Here is a 13,448-nt window from a genome sequence, read left to right on the forward strand (position 1 = left end):
CATTACTATGTACTAGTAGAAGTAGTTTCTGAAAGGATATCTCATCATGGATGGTTTAGCGTTACTGCAAGAGCGTTGGATGTTGTTGCTCCCGTTCGTTGTCGTCTTCTTGATCAACGTCGGGTTATTGACAGCCCTTCTAAAGAAACGACGTGATTTACCGAAGCTGTTAGTCTTCGGAATGGGTGGGATGGCGATCGTATTCATCGTCTCCTCGCTCGGCTTAAGCGTAGCACTGCTATTCTTCGGCTATAATTCCTAAAAAACGGGACAGACTCGATTAAGAGTCTGTCCCGTTTTAAATAAAGTAAGAATGAATGCTGTTAACGTGGAAGGTCGTAACCAATGACGACGAGTCCCGGTCCTGTATGTGAACCAATGGCTGCACCAGCGATCGTCAAGATGACTTCGCTTGGTGAGAAATGTGCTTCAATCAATTGTTTTAACTGTTCTGCCCGTTCGATCGAATCCCCATGACCAATCATGATTCGGTGTCCGTCAATTGATGGACGTGCTTCTTCCATCCACTCGACGATCCGATTCATGACCTTTTTCTGACCTCGGATTTTTTCTTTCGGAATCAACTTTCCGTCTTCAACGGTCAACAGTGGCAAGATCGATAAGAGACCACCAATGAAGGCGCTAGCTCGCGAAACGCGTCCACCGCGCATCAAATATTCGAGTGATTCGACTGTAAACAGATGACGAATCGTATTGACCTTGGCTTCAGCGTAAACCACTGTTTCTTCAAACGAATGCGTTTGTGCATACTCTGCAACGTCGAGAACGAATAGTCCTTGTCCCGTTGAAGCGGTTTTCGTATCGAGCACGAGATAGGGGACGTTCGGATATTTTTCGGCGAGTTCATCTGCGAGCATCTTCGCGGTTTGGTATGTTCCAGATAACTCACTTGAAAAAGCGAGATAGAGGAAGGGATCACCTTGTTCGAAGTGACGCGTGAACACCTCGACCATCCGGCTGACTTCTACTTGGAATGTCTTTGGTGCTGCGCCATCGCGCATCTTATCATACAGTTGTTTTGGAGATATCGATTCTCCGTCGAAGAACGTGTCTTCGTCGATCAATACGCCGAACGGCATGATCGTAAAATCATAAGCATCTAACATGTCTTTTGGTGCATCAGCACCACTGTCTGTGATCAATCGGATCATCACGTTCTCTCCTTTCTTAACCTAGGGCTTTTTCATTTCGATCAAGCATCCGGCTTAAATTGACACCGAACCGCTCGTTCTCGAGTTCCGTCAAAGTCGCTGGTGTCAAATCAGCGCCGAACGCAAGTAATGCCTCATAGGCACGGCGTAAGCAGTCTTCGACCGTCAATGAGGTACCGAGTAATTCTTCAAGCGAAGCCATCGTTTCCGGGACAATGGTTGGATAGACGAATTTCGTCGTCTCGCCTTGAAGCGCTGCCGCGTAAAAGTCGCGGACTAAAGCGGCGCGCTGACTCCCGCTTCCGTTAACACAGAGGTAGATTTGAACGGCAACGCCACCGCGGACACGACGTTGTGAGATACCGGCGAACTTTTTACCGGCGATCGACAGGTCGTAAGAACCGGGACAATACGATCCAACGACTTCACCGGCGACGATCGCGTCTGTTTCTTGCGCGAACATGCCACGGACGAGCGCAAGCATCGCTTCGTAACCACTGTCGATATCGATGCCGCCACGTTCCGGTAAGACTAGCGAAATATTCAAGACACCGGCGTCAAGGACGACAGCAAGACCGCCTGAATTACGGACGACGGGCGAGAAACCATGTTCGTGCAAAACAGCTACGCCGTCAGCAAGGTGAGGAAGGCGGGCATCCTGGATGCCGAGGACGACAGTTTCGTGGTGAATCCAAGAGCGGAGTGCAGCTCCTTCTGTTGCAACGGAAGCGCATAATGTGTCGTCCATCGCAAACGATTGTGTCGCATGAAAAGCAGTTCCGAGTGACGTTTGATCAAAAATACGATAATGTTCTTGTTTTAAGAGTTCGATTCCCATAGGCTCGTTCCTTTATTGTAGATTTGCGACATCATTATAGCACAGGGTGTATAAAGTTTCTGTGCGAAGCGCCGCAGGAGACAGGAATCCTTGGAGACAAAACCGAACAACAACGACATAGACACGATTTAAAGGAGAGAAACATATGTATCAATCATTAGGTCAATTAAAGGAAACGAAGGTCTTTAAAGACCCTGTTCATCGGTATATCTATGTCAGTGATCAGTTGATTTGGCAATTGATCGGTACACGTGAGTTTCAACGACTACGTCGAATCAAACAACTGGGAACATCCTTTTTGACGTTTCATGGGGCGGAACACACGCGATTCCATCATTCACTCGGCGTCTATGAGATCACGCGCCAACTGATCGACGTCTTCAATGGTCGCGCCGATTGGGATGATCAGTACCGAGAGTTGACGCTGGCTGCGGCACTCTTACACGATGTCGGTCATGGTCCGTTTTCGCACGCATTCGAGAATGTTTTTGGTGTCAATCATGAAACATGGACAGAGCGAATCATCCTCGGGAATACGGAAATCAAGAAAGTTCTCGACCAAGTGGGAGAGGGATTCGCGGAAGAAGTGGCGTCGATCATCAATAAAACGCACCCGAATCAACTGCTCGTCACGATGATCAGCTCTCAACTCGACGTTGATCGAATGGATTATTTATTACGCGATGCGCACTTTGCTGGCGTCAGCTACGGAAAATTTGATCTTGAGCGAATGCTTCGGGTATTGCGTCCGGCGCCGAATCAAATGGTCGTCAAGCAGTCCGGGATGCATTCGATTGAAGACTATATCATGCGTCGGTATCAGATGTATTGGCAAGTCTATCTGCATCCGGTGACACGATCGAGTGATTACCTATTAAAAGCCATTCTCGAACGAGCACAGGAGCTATACCTTTCCGGTTATCCGTTTGTGATTGCACCGATTCATTTAATGCCGCTGTTTGATCAGAAGATGGAGTTGCGTGATTTCCTTGGACTCGATGAGACGATCGTCTACTTCTATTTTCAGCAGTGGGCGAACGAACAGGATCCGATCCTTTCTGATCTATCAGAAAGATTCGTTGACCGAAAGTTGTTCAAGTATGTTGATTACCCTGCTGAAAAACGTGAACTCGTCCATGAAAAATTATGCGAGCTGTTTGACGCGATCGGCTTGAATCCGACGTATTATCTGCTAGAAGATAAACTCAGTCGTCTTCCTTACGATTTATATGGAGATAATGGTGAAATCAGCAAACAACCGATCATGCTACAGATGAAGGGTGGGCAGATGAAAGAGATTTCGCAAGTTTCACCGCTCGTTCAAGCCATCGCGACGTCACGCCAAACGGATGAGAAGCTGTTCTTCCCGCAAGAAATTTTGCACGACTTGCGCGAACATGCGAATGAGAAGATGCAAATCGACCAGTTATTGATTGGTAATGTGACATCATGATATCGTCCGTTGTCCTTACGAAAATCTTGCAACAGCTTGGACAGGAGGGAGGAGAGGTCGAAGTCTTAAAAGGCGCGACATCCTCCCTTGTTTTTCGGGTCGGTGAGGGAATTCTTCGCGTCTATACGAATCAGGACTGGCTACATGAGGAGCCTGATCTTGTCTTGCACGAGGTGTTTGCGTTACGAGCAGCAGGTGACTTAGCACCAGATGTGTTGGACTATCAAACAGATGTTAGGGACGAAATACCGCCTTGGTTATATATGACGCGTTCACCGGGAGAGATCCGGCTTGATCAGGTGGATGAGCAATATGTCGAACGACTAGCACAGATGCTTGCGGCAATCCATACGCTGCCCGTACCAGAATCTCTTTATGTCTATCAGCCGTATGCGACGGAACGTTACGTTCCGACGTGGACGCAGCATCCGGAGAGATGGCGTCAGCTACTGGCGGTCGAACCGATCGAAAGTCAAACAATCCGATTTATTCATCGGGATTTCCATCCGGTCAATGTGTTATACGAAATGGACAGAACGTGTCATACGATTGATTGGATTAATGCATGTGTAGGTCCCATTGAAGTCGACCTTGCGCATTGTCGTTTGAATCTTGCCTTGCTCGAATCCGTCGAGATGGCGGATCATTTTTTAAAAAGTTACCTTAAACAGACGAACCGTTTGTACGATCACGCGTGGGATATTCGGGCTGTTTTTGATTTTGGACCTGAAACAATTGACGTCTATTCGGGGTGGAAAGCATATGGAAGGCAAAACCTTAGTCAGGACAATGTTCGGGAACGCTTGGAAAAGTTTGTCTTGAAAGTCTATGAAAATAACGAAAGCGGTTACTAAATGAACTTTTTCTCTTGTAGTTCTTCGAAATATTGATTATTCTATTACTTGGAAAGAGATTAAACGTCAGACATCGTACGAATGTACAACTGATAAACAACTAATAGATAGAGGGGTACTTCATGAAATATCTTATCGCACTACTCGGACTGGCTATCGTTTTCGGCTTGGCACTCCTTGTCAGCAGCAATCGTAAAGGCATCAAATTGAAACCGCTTGCGGTCATGCTAGTTCTTCAGCTCGTACTTGGGTTCATTTTACTCAATACATCGTTCGGATATATCGTCATTCGTGGCGTCGCGAAAGTCTTTGAAAAACTGCTGAGTTATGCGGCAATCGGGATTGATTTCGTCTTTGGTGGACTAGCGAACGAAGGTGCACAACCGTTCTTCATTAACGTCTTGCTACCAATCGTTTTCATCTCTGCCTTGATCGGAATTTTGCAATTCACAAAGATTTTACCGATCTTGATGCGCGGGATTGGTTTCGTCTTGTCGAAAATCAACGGGATGGGGCGTCTCGAGTCTTACAACGCGGTTGCTTCAGCTGCGATCGGACAATCAGAAGTATTCATCACAGTAAAAAAACAAATTGGTCAATTACCAGCAAACCGTCTTTACACATTGTGTGCATCAGCAATGTCGACGGTTTCGATGTCAATCGTCGGTGCGTACATGACGATGGTAGAACCAAAATATGTCGTTACAGCAATCGTCTTGAACTTGTTCGGTGGTTTCATGATCGTCTCAATCATCAACCCATACACGGTTGACCCGGAAGAAGATATTCTTGAAATCGTCGAAGAGAAGCAAACGTTCTTCGAAATGCTCGGCGAATACATCATGGATGGATTCAAAGTCGCAATCATCGTTGGTGCGATGTTGATCGGTTATAATGCTTTGATCGGAATGGTCAACGATATCTTCCTGATGGTTCTCGATATCTCGTTCCAAGAAATTCTCGGATACATCTTTGCACCATTCGCATTCATCATGGGTGTTCCATGGGCGGAAGCCGTCAGTGCCGGTAGTGTCATGGCCACGAAATTGATCACGAATGAATTTGTCGCGATGTTAAGCCTTCCTGAGTACACGAAAGAGTTCTCGGAACGTACACTCGGAATCGTTTCTGTCTTCTTGATCTCGTTCGCGAACTTCTCGTCGATCGGAATCATCGCTGGTGCGGTTAAAGGATTGAATGATCGCCAAGGAAGCGTTGCAGCTAGTTTTGGTTTGAAATTACTGTATGGTGCAACTCTCGTCAGCGTCTTGACGTCAATCGTCGTCAGCGTCTTGCTGTAATCGTTACACATGTAAAAGAGCAATGGATCAGCAGATCCATTGCTCTTTTTGTCTATTATTTCGTTTCACCGTGCGAAGCAATTCCGACACGGACGCGATGGTGGGTTCCGTCACGGTAGACTTCGTAAGCGAACTGCGCAACGTTCTCCCGGGGAACCGGTCCTGTCGATGCAGTGAAGCGTGTCGTCTCAATCAACAAGTCGTCAGCATCAAGTGCTTTATCTTCCGTCAATTGTGTTGGGCAGATGACGGTGAAGTCGACGTCTGCATCTTTTAAAGTTAAATAAGCTTTCAGGTGATCCTCTGCTGCGATTGTCGAGCGGCGACGGGATTCACTCGATTGGAAACGATACTTTCCAGGTTCTTCTGACGCATCGAGAATGCCTGCTGTACCAATGAAGACGATCCGTTCGATGCCTGCTTCCTTCATCTTGGTGACGAGATGTGGAATTGCTGTCGAGAGAACCTGCTGTTGATCGGTACCGAGACAACTGAAGACAGCGGTACTTCCTGCGAGTGCTTGTTCAAGATCGTCCGGGTTTGTGGCGTCTCCCGTCAGGATATGAAGGCGATCGTGAACTGGTAAGTCCGATGACGCGGAACGCACGAGTGCTTGGACATCGTAGTCATCTTTTAATAAACGATCGATTAGAGGGCGACCCGTTCGACCGGTCGCACCAAGTACAGTAACAGTAGTCATAAGAATTCCTCCTTGGAGATCAAGTAGATGGGAAAAAGAGACGTGCGGTAACGACCGGACGTCTCTTGTTGATTATTTATCTGCAAACATGACGCCAGCTTGACCATAATCTGTTTTTTCCATCTCTTCGATGAAGACCGTGATGTTTTCTTTTGGAGCATTTGTCGTTTCCGATACCGCTTCCGTGACTTTTTCAATCAAGGCGCGTTTTTGTTCGACTGTACGACCCGATAACATTTTAACCGTGACATATGGCATGACTTCATTTCCCCCTCTAGCATGATGACGATACGCCATCAGTATAGCGCATTCGATAGGGGATTCGTCAATTCGAACATCGTTTTCGAAAAAGAAGGGTATAAGGTAGGAGCTATTCTTGTCGGAAGCGAAGGTAGTCATACACATACGGCAGAAAAGGAGAGACATAATGGACGCGATCATACGAAAAAAAATTCATACGCTACTGATTTTTGATCGGACGTTACCAGAAGATACAGCTTATCCATTGTCTGGCCCTAAAGGACTCGAGGTTGCAGATATCGTCTTTGAACAGAACATCCCGTTCGGTCGACTCGTAACGGATAAAAAACTCGCTCAACTGCTGAATCAAAAAGAAGCGAAGCGATACGGGATGCTGACATTGCTTGAGGACGATGTACGTTTCAAACCGTTGTTTCAAAATCGAAAACCGACAGCCGACATGGAAGAAGAGGTTGAGGCAAAGGTGCGAGAACTGGCGCATCAGTTACGTGCGATTCGGTCGCAGTGTTCTTCGCTGGAACGTCTCTTTTTATTCGGTCGTGCAGCGCAAACCCTGTTTGATCGTGCTTTGCTTCATCTCGAAGAGGTCAATCCCCCAGCCCACGAGGAGATTGCATCCATGACGTGTTATCGTCTCCCGACGATTCGCCGAGCGACAGAGGATCAATTACAGTTACTCCGTTACGAGTGACTGGTTGCAGACACCTCGGAATGCGGTATGATAGAAGCAACAGGAATAAAAGGGGACAAAACACGATGGAAAAAAAGATTAACTTCAATATCATTTCAGATAACTCTACAGACGGTCACGGAGGATTCGGTGTCGGAACACTCAGTTTAAATAGTATGTCACCAGTCATCATTTCTCCGGAAGACGGTGAAGCTTACATCGATATGGGTGCGATGCACGCAAAAGCAGCAATCGAGAAACGCGTCAAATTCACGACGGATAAAGCCGATACACCGAACGGTAAATTGTACTGGATCGTCTGGGTGACAGTCGGCCGTAAGCCAGAAGGCTTCTATTACGGTGGTGTCGCTGCGTGCGATCTGTTAGTCGATGCGGAAGCGCGTCGCGGATTCAAGATTCTTGCCGACCACGTCAATAAGATGGATAAATCCCTTAAAGGACGGATCGTCGTCGATCACATGGATGAGCGTTCAAAGGAATTGTTACGTGATTTCTTACAGACTCATAAACCTGAGATGTGGGAAAATGCTGACACTGCTTTACATGAAGCGTTGGTCTAAACAAAAGAACGTGTGCCGCGGCACACGTTCTTTTTTCATGGTCGTTTCAGCGTCAAGACGACGAGTTCTGGATGATTGAACAGACGAAACGGAAACAGGCTGTTCCCGAGACCACGACTGACGATCAGTTCAGTCTGCTGTTCCTGATAGCGGCCTGCCGTCACGGTTGGAAAGAATCCTTGACCAGGCGCATACAGACCTTCCGTAAAAGGTAAGCGGATCTGTCCGCCGTGGGCGTGACCGGATAAGACGAGATCAACGGAACGCTCTGCATACAAGGATTTATATTCCGGACGATGCGCAAGCAGGAGCTGGAACGCATCAGGCGATACGTCTTGCAGTGCTTGATTGAGACTTTGACGAATCCCATCCGGTTCTGATAGTCCTTCGCGCCAACGTGTCGTCGTCGGATCATCGATACCCAGTAACGAAATTGATTGTCCTTTATACTCGATGACACGCGTTTCATTCCGAAGAACGGTGACACCGAGCTGCTCAAGTTTCGGTAAAATCGTTAAATTTCGTCGGACTTCATGATTCCCGGTGACGAAGTAGACAGTGTATCGATCGACGAGCGCTTTCATAAGTGTAAGGGCAGCTTCTTCTCCGTTTCGCCTCGAGTCAATCAAATCGCCAGTCATGACGACGAGATCTGGTGATTTACGACTAATTTTTTTCAATAGTCGTTGTTGATCCGATCCGAACGCTTTGCCATGTAAGTCGGCGATTTGAACGACGCGATAGCCATCAAATGATTTTGGCAAGCGACCCGACGTCACTGTGATCTCTGAGACGTCGATGACGTTATTTTCACGATATAAAAACCAACTACCTAGGGCGAGAATCCCAAGGGATACGAGCCAACGTGTACGTTTTCGCATGAGTCACCTCATTTCTTTCTGTTCAGCATAATTCAGGATAACAAAAAAGACCTCCTTCCGTATGCGACGGAAGGAGGAGTTCAAAACAATTTAAGCATCTTGCTTCAAATCAGTTACTTCTTTTTGGGCATCAGGTTCATCTGATAACTCCTTAAATAGAGCGATAATCATCATACCGACGACGAAGATGAACGGAAAGGCGGCAAGAACTGAAGCAGCCTGCAAGGCGCTCAATCCTCCGGCATAAAGTAAGACAGCGGCAATCGAAGACTGGAGAACACCCCAAGCGAGCTTAATGCGTAAGCTTGGCATGAGACTACCACCAGACGAAAGCATCCCGAGAACATATGTCGCGGAGTCAGCCGAAGTAATGAAGAACGTCGTGATCAAGAAGACAGCGACGATACTGAGGAATGTGCCTAATCCACCGAATGTCTCAAACAGAGCGAACATGCCGGTTTCGACTCCTTTATCGTTAATCGTCGTGATCAAATTGACGTTTTGGAACAGTTCATTCCAAATTGCTGATCCGCCAAAAACAGAGAACCAAAGCAATCCGAAAATCGTTGGGACGAGCATGATTCCGATGACGAACTCACGAATCGTTCGTCCCTTCGAGACACGAGCAATAAACGTACCGACGAATGGTGACCATGAAATCCACCACGCCCAGTAGAAGATCGTCCAATCGTTGATCCAGCCGCGTTCATCTGGATTAAAAGCAGATGCGCGGAAGCTCATGACTGGTAAATTTTGCAGATAAGCTCCTGTTGTTTGGACGAAGAGGTCCATGATGAAACTAAACGGTCCGAGGAAAAGGACGGCGACCATCAGTAGAACAGCAAGAACAATGTTGGCGTTACTGAGACGAACGATTCCTTTATCAAGACCAGATGCGGCACTCATCATATAAAGGACCGAGACGATCACGATAATGATCATTTGTGTAGCAAATGAGTTCGGAATACTACTTGTCAAGAAGTTCAGTCCACCTGAGATTTGTTGCGCACCGAGACCAAGTGACGTCGCGACACCGAACGCCGTTGCGACGATGGCGAGTACTTCGACGGTACCTTTACCGGCTGAAGCGAACTGAGGCTTCATCAATGAAGCGACCGTGTCGCCAATCGTAGCAGGACGTCCTTTTCGGAATGTCGAGTACGCGATGGCAAGTCCGACGATCGCATACAAGGCCCACGGATGTAATCCCCAGTGGAAGAACGAATAGCGCATCGCGAGTCGTGCCGCTTCCGTCGGATCATCCGTTGCGACCGGCGGTGTATGGAAATGCGTCAAAGGCTCTGAGACACCCCAGAAGACAAGACCGATCCCCATACCGGCACTAAAGAGCATGGCAAACCAAGAAATGAGACCATATTCAGGTCGGTCCGAATCCTTACCGAGTCGGATGGAACCGAAGCGGGAAAAGATTAAAAAGATAGCAATGATTAAAAAAGCACTCATGCCGAGAAGATAAAGCCAGCCAAATCCGTCAGAGACAAAGGATTGTGCTTGAGCTGTGACATTTCCGAGACTAGCTGCACCGATTAGGGATTCCGGTAAGATTCCCCATATGGTAAAGAGCACACAGAAAATGACGGATACCATAAAGACTTTTGTAATCTTACTTTTTCGATTATTTTCCATCGTGTTCCACACCTTCTTTCGAATTTTACATGGTTGTTCTGTATCAATTGATGACAACGACATTATCATTACCCCGTGCATCCGATAACAAAACCTAATCACGCAGGGTACTACCGTAACAAACATTTTGGTAAAAAAGCAAATTAACCGGGAAATGAAAACAAAGAAACCATTAGTTTACAGGAAGGGATTCTAAAAAAAGGCGGTGTTTAAACGCTCTTAAAAAAATTAGAAATAAAGAAAGAGAAAACGTTAATCTGTTATTTCCCGTTTCGTCTTAAATCTAACGTGAAGCTTGATCTGAGCAAATCAGAGGCGGTCCGAAATTGGATTTGATATAACAAAAGCAGTCATCATTTTAAAGGAGGCATTTCTTATGGAAAAACAACAACAAAAACAAGCGATTCTCGAAGCATTTCAATCTCGTCATGCCACAAAGGCATTTAACGGTCAAATGATCCCAGAAGAGGATTTCCGTTTTATCTTGGAAACGGCGCGTCTGTCACCAAGCTCGTTCGGTTATGAGCCATGGAACATGCTCGTCATTCAAAATCCAGAAATCCGTGAAGCGCTTAAAGAAATTTCTTGGGGCGCACAAGGACAATTACCGACAGCGAGTCATTTTGTCTTGTTCCTCGCTCGGACAGGAGAACAAATGCAGATAGATGGACCGCATGTTACGCAGATGATGGATTTCCTTGGTCTATCTGAAGAAGCGAAAGTCGGACGGACGAAGCGATACGGTCTGTTTTTAAAGGAGGATTTCGCGATCGGTCATAACCCGAAAGCGATGGAAGACTGGGCAGCGAAACAAGCCTATATTGCACTCGGAAACATGATGTCGACAGCAGCACAAATCGGGATTGACTCCTGTCCAATCGAAGGGTTTGACCAACAAGCAGTCGAGCAATTACTCGTCGGTCGTGGACTGCTCGATCGTTCTGTTTTTACGGTTCCGGTCATGGTCGCATTTGGTTACCGGGCAGACGAACCGAAACGTGATAAGCAACGTCGCCCGCTTGATGAAATCGTAACGTTCGTCGAATAAACACGGAAGACAAAAATTTTCAAATTATATAGAAGTTTCTTTCGAAATTCGGTATACTCGCATTTGTATGATTAAGAAGCGCCGTAAACGCCACTCGCATACGAACAACTTTTGTCTTGATGAAAGAAAGGGGTTCTATCGCAAATGGAACAAAAATTAAAGTTATGGTTCACGGAACACCAAACGGAAGATTACGGTATCACATTCCGTGTCAACCACGTTTATGAGAGCGAACAAACGGAGTTTCAACGCCTAGAGATGGTTGAAACGGACGAGTTCGGTACGATGTTGTTACTTGACGGAATGGTCATGACGACAGATAAGGACGAGTTCGTTTACCACGAGATGGTCGCGCACGTCCCATTGTTCACACACCCGAATCCAAAATCGGTTCTGGTCGTTGGTGGAGGAGACGGCGGAGTCATCCGTGAAGTCTTGAAACACCCGTCCGTCGAAAAAGCTGTTTTGGTTGAAATCGACGGAAAAGTCATCGAGTATTCGAAAAAATACCTCCCGAACATCGCAGGTGGATTGGACGATGCACGCGTCGAAGTCATCGTTGGGGATGGATTCATGCATATCGCAGAAGCAGAAAACGAGTATGATGTCATCATGGTCGATTCGACAGAACCAGTTGGTCCAGCGGTCAACTTGTTCACGAAAGGCTTCTACTCTGGTATTTCAAAAGCATTAAAAGAAGACGGTATTTTCGTCGCACAATCGGATAACCCATGGTTCACACCAGACTTGATCCGTGATGTTCAACGCGACGTCAAAGAAATCTTCCCGATCACGAAGCTCTACATCGCTAACGTTCCGACATATCCAAGTGGTCTTTGGACGTTTACGATCGGATCAAAGAAACACGATCCGCTTGCTGTCGCACCAGAGCGTTTCCACGAGATCGATACGAAGTATTACACGCCTGAGCTTCACACGGCAGCTTTCGCGCTTCCGAAGTTCGTTAAAGATTTGACGAACGGCTGAGTTCAGTCACTATAGCACACATGAACAGAGCGGTTTCGATCTTCGAAATCGCTCTGTTGTCAGGTAAAGAGGCGTTTGCAGCAGCAAACGACCAATGAACAGGGGGAATGGATCATGCGTTTTGATGAAGCATATTCAGGAAAAGTCTTTATCGCGAGTCAACCGACTCACGAGGATGCAAAAGGAATTTTATACGGCATGCCGATGGACTGGACGGTCAGTTTCCGTCCCGGTTCACGATTCGGTCCGGCACGTATCCGTGAAGTCTCACTTGGTTTAGAAGAATATAGCCCGTACTTAGATGGCGACATCGCCGACGCGAAGTTGTTTGACGCGGGAGATATCCCGTTACCATTCGGGAATGCACAAAAATCACTTGATATGATTGAAGAATACGTCGATTCATTACTGGCAGCAGGCAAGTTCCCGCTCGGTATGGGTGGCGAACATTTAGTCACGTGGCCAGTCGTCAAAGCGTTCGATAAACACTATGATGATTTTGTTGTGCTTCACTTTGATGCGCATACGGACTTGCGTGACGAGTACGAAGGTGAGCCGTTGTCACACTCGACGCCACTCAAGAAAATCGCGAACTTGATCGGACCGGAGAACTGCTATTCGTTCGGAATCCGTTCGGGGATGAAAGAAGAGTTCGAATGGGCGAAGACGTCAGGCTACAACCTTTTCAAATACGAGATCGTCGAGCCACTTCGTCAAGTTCTTCCAACACTTGCCGGGAAAAAGGTCTACGTCACGATCGACATCGATGTCCTTGATCCGTCAGCAGCACCAGGAACAGGGACACAAGAAATCGGTGGGGTGACGACGAAGGAACTACTCGAAGTCGTTCACATGATTGCACGAGCAGACGTCGACGTCATCGGAGCTGATTTGGTAGAAGTATGCCCAGCGTATGATCAATCGGATATGACAGCGATCGCAGCAGCAAAAGTGTTGCGCGAGATGATGATTGGATTCATTAAATAAATAGACAAAGGAGACCAGACGTGATGTCGGTCTCTTTTGTTTTGTTCAGAAGAAGAACTGAACGACTC

General features: G+C 46.9%; 15 protein-coding genes. 9 read left to right on the top strand and 6 right to left on the bottom strand.

What is annotated here, in order from left to right; translation table 11 throughout:
• Positions 1-46 precede the first annotated feature (46 nt).
• Positions 47-262 carry a hypothetical protein gene (locus ACY2IG_RS01660; protein ID WP_462618268.1) on the top strand — a complete coding sequence of 72 codons (216 nt, stop codon included), beginning with the start codon at positions 47-49 and terminating at the stop codon, positions 260-262.
• A gap of 61 nt (positions 263-323) precedes the next feature.
• Here ACY2IG_RS01660 and ACY2IG_RS01665 read toward each other — a convergent pair whose 3' ends face one another.
• Together ACY2IG_RS01665 and ACY2IG_RS01670 are read right to left on the bottom strand one after the other, a co-directional pair.
• The gene (locus ACY2IG_RS01665; RefSeq protein ID WP_462618269.1) at positions 324-1,172 is read right to left on the bottom strand and encodes a DegV family protein; all 849 of its coding nucleotides are present in this window, start codon (positions 1,170-1,172) and stop codon (positions 324-326) included.
• A gap of 16 nt (positions 1,173-1,188) precedes the next feature.
• Positions 1,189-2,010, bottom strand: coding sequence for a lipoate--protein ligase family protein (locus ACY2IG_RS01670; RefSeq protein WP_462618270.1), 822 nt, complete (start codon positions 2,008-2,010; stop codon positions 1,189-1,191).
• Positions 2,011-2,155: 145 nt separating this feature from the next.
• On the opposite strand from ACY2IG_RS01670, the gene ACY2IG_RS01675 reads away from it, so the two are divergent.
• The 3 genes from ACY2IG_RS01675 to ACY2IG_RS01685 all read left to right on the top strand — a co-directional run bounded on the left by ACY2IG_RS01675 (position 2,156) and on the right by ACY2IG_RS01685 (position 5,618).
• Complete coding sequence (locus ACY2IG_RS01675) at positions 2,156-3,463, top strand: HD domain-containing protein (protein WP_312085088.1); 1,308 nt, start codon at positions 2,156-2,158, stop codon at positions 3,461-3,463.
• Entirely contained in the window at positions 3,460-4,317 is an 858-nt protein-coding gene (locus ACY2IG_RS01680; RefSeq protein ID WP_462618271.1) for a phosphotransferase family protein, read from the top strand. Before ACY2IG_RS01675 ends, ACY2IG_RS01680 begins: the two co-directional genes overlap by 4 nt.
• A gap of 122 nt (positions 4,318-4,439) precedes the next feature.
• A complete protein-coding gene (locus tag ACY2IG_RS01685; protein WP_035411361.1) occupies positions 4,440-5,618 on the top strand; it encodes a NupC/NupG family nucleoside CNT transporter in 1,179 nt (392 codons plus the stop codon).
• Between the two features lie 55 nt (positions 5,619-5,673).
• Here ACY2IG_RS01685 and ACY2IG_RS01690 read toward each other — a convergent pair whose 3' ends face one another.
• Both ACY2IG_RS01690 and ACY2IG_RS01695 read right to left on the bottom strand, forming a co-directional pair.
• Positions 5,674-6,318 carry an NAD(P)-dependent oxidoreductase gene (locus ACY2IG_RS01690; protein WP_462618272.1) on the bottom strand — a complete coding sequence of 215 codons (645 nt, stop codon included), beginning with the start codon at positions 6,316-6,318 and terminating at the stop codon, positions 5,674-5,676.
• 72 nt (positions 6,319-6,390) lie between these two features.
• Entirely contained in the window at positions 6,391-6,576 is a 186-nt protein-coding gene (locus tag ACY2IG_RS01695; RefSeq protein ID WP_023466792.1) for a 2-hydroxymuconate tautomerase, read from the bottom strand.
• A 169-nt stretch (positions 6,577-6,745) separates the two neighbouring features.
• Between ACY2IG_RS01695 and ACY2IG_RS01700 the strand changes: the two genes are divergently transcribed.
• Both ACY2IG_RS01700 and ACY2IG_RS01705 read left to right on the top strand, forming a co-directional pair.
• Entirely contained in the window at positions 6,746-7,270 is a 525-nt protein-coding gene (locus tag ACY2IG_RS01700) for a hypothetical protein (protein ID WP_056064062.1), read from the top strand.
• 65 nt (positions 7,271-7,335) lie between these two features.
• Complete coding sequence (locus ACY2IG_RS01705) at positions 7,336-7,830, top strand: YwhD family protein (RefSeq protein WP_308102229.1); 495 nt, start codon at positions 7,336-7,338, stop codon at positions 7,828-7,830.
• Between the two features lie 35 nt (positions 7,831-7,865).
• On the opposite strand, the gene ACY2IG_RS01710 is transcribed toward ACY2IG_RS01705, so the two are convergent.
• Together ACY2IG_RS01710 and ACY2IG_RS01715 are read right to left on the bottom strand one after the other, a co-directional pair.
• Positions 7,866-8,711 carry a metallophosphoesterase gene (locus ACY2IG_RS01710; protein ID WP_462618273.1) on the bottom strand — a complete coding sequence of 282 codons (846 nt, stop codon included), beginning with the start codon at positions 8,709-8,711 and terminating at the stop codon, positions 7,866-7,868.
• A gap of 90 nt (positions 8,712-8,801) precedes the next feature.
• Entirely contained in the window at positions 8,802-10,358 is a 1,557-nt protein-coding gene (locus ACY2IG_RS01715; RefSeq protein WP_462618274.1) for a BCCT family transporter, read from the bottom strand.
• A 376-nt stretch (positions 10,359-10,734) separates the two neighbouring features.
• Between ACY2IG_RS01715 and ACY2IG_RS01720 the strand changes: the two genes are divergently transcribed.
• The 3 genes from ACY2IG_RS01720 to speB all read left to right on the top strand — a co-directional run bounded on the left by ACY2IG_RS01720 (position 10,735) and on the right by speB (position 13,380).
• Positions 10,735-11,406 carry an NAD(P)H-dependent oxidoreductase gene (locus tag ACY2IG_RS01720; RefSeq protein ID WP_462618275.1) on the top strand — a complete coding sequence of 224 codons (672 nt, stop codon included), beginning with the start codon at positions 10,735-10,737 and terminating at the stop codon, positions 11,404-11,406.
• Positions 11,407-11,550: 144 nt separating this feature from the next.
• A complete protein-coding gene (gene speE, locus ACY2IG_RS01725) occupies positions 11,551-12,393 on the top strand; it encodes a polyamine aminopropyltransferase (RefSeq protein WP_023466799.1) in 843 nt (280 codons plus the stop codon).
• A 114-nt stretch (positions 12,394-12,507) separates the two neighbouring features.
• Positions 12,508-13,380, top strand: a complete 873-nt coding sequence (speB, locus tag ACY2IG_RS01730) for an agmatinase (protein WP_290773770.1) — start codon at positions 12,508-12,510, stop codon at positions 13,378-13,380.
• Positions 13,381-13,448: the final 68 nt, after the last annotated feature.

This window comes from Exiguobacterium sp. EF_C8, from assembly GCF_054956715.1.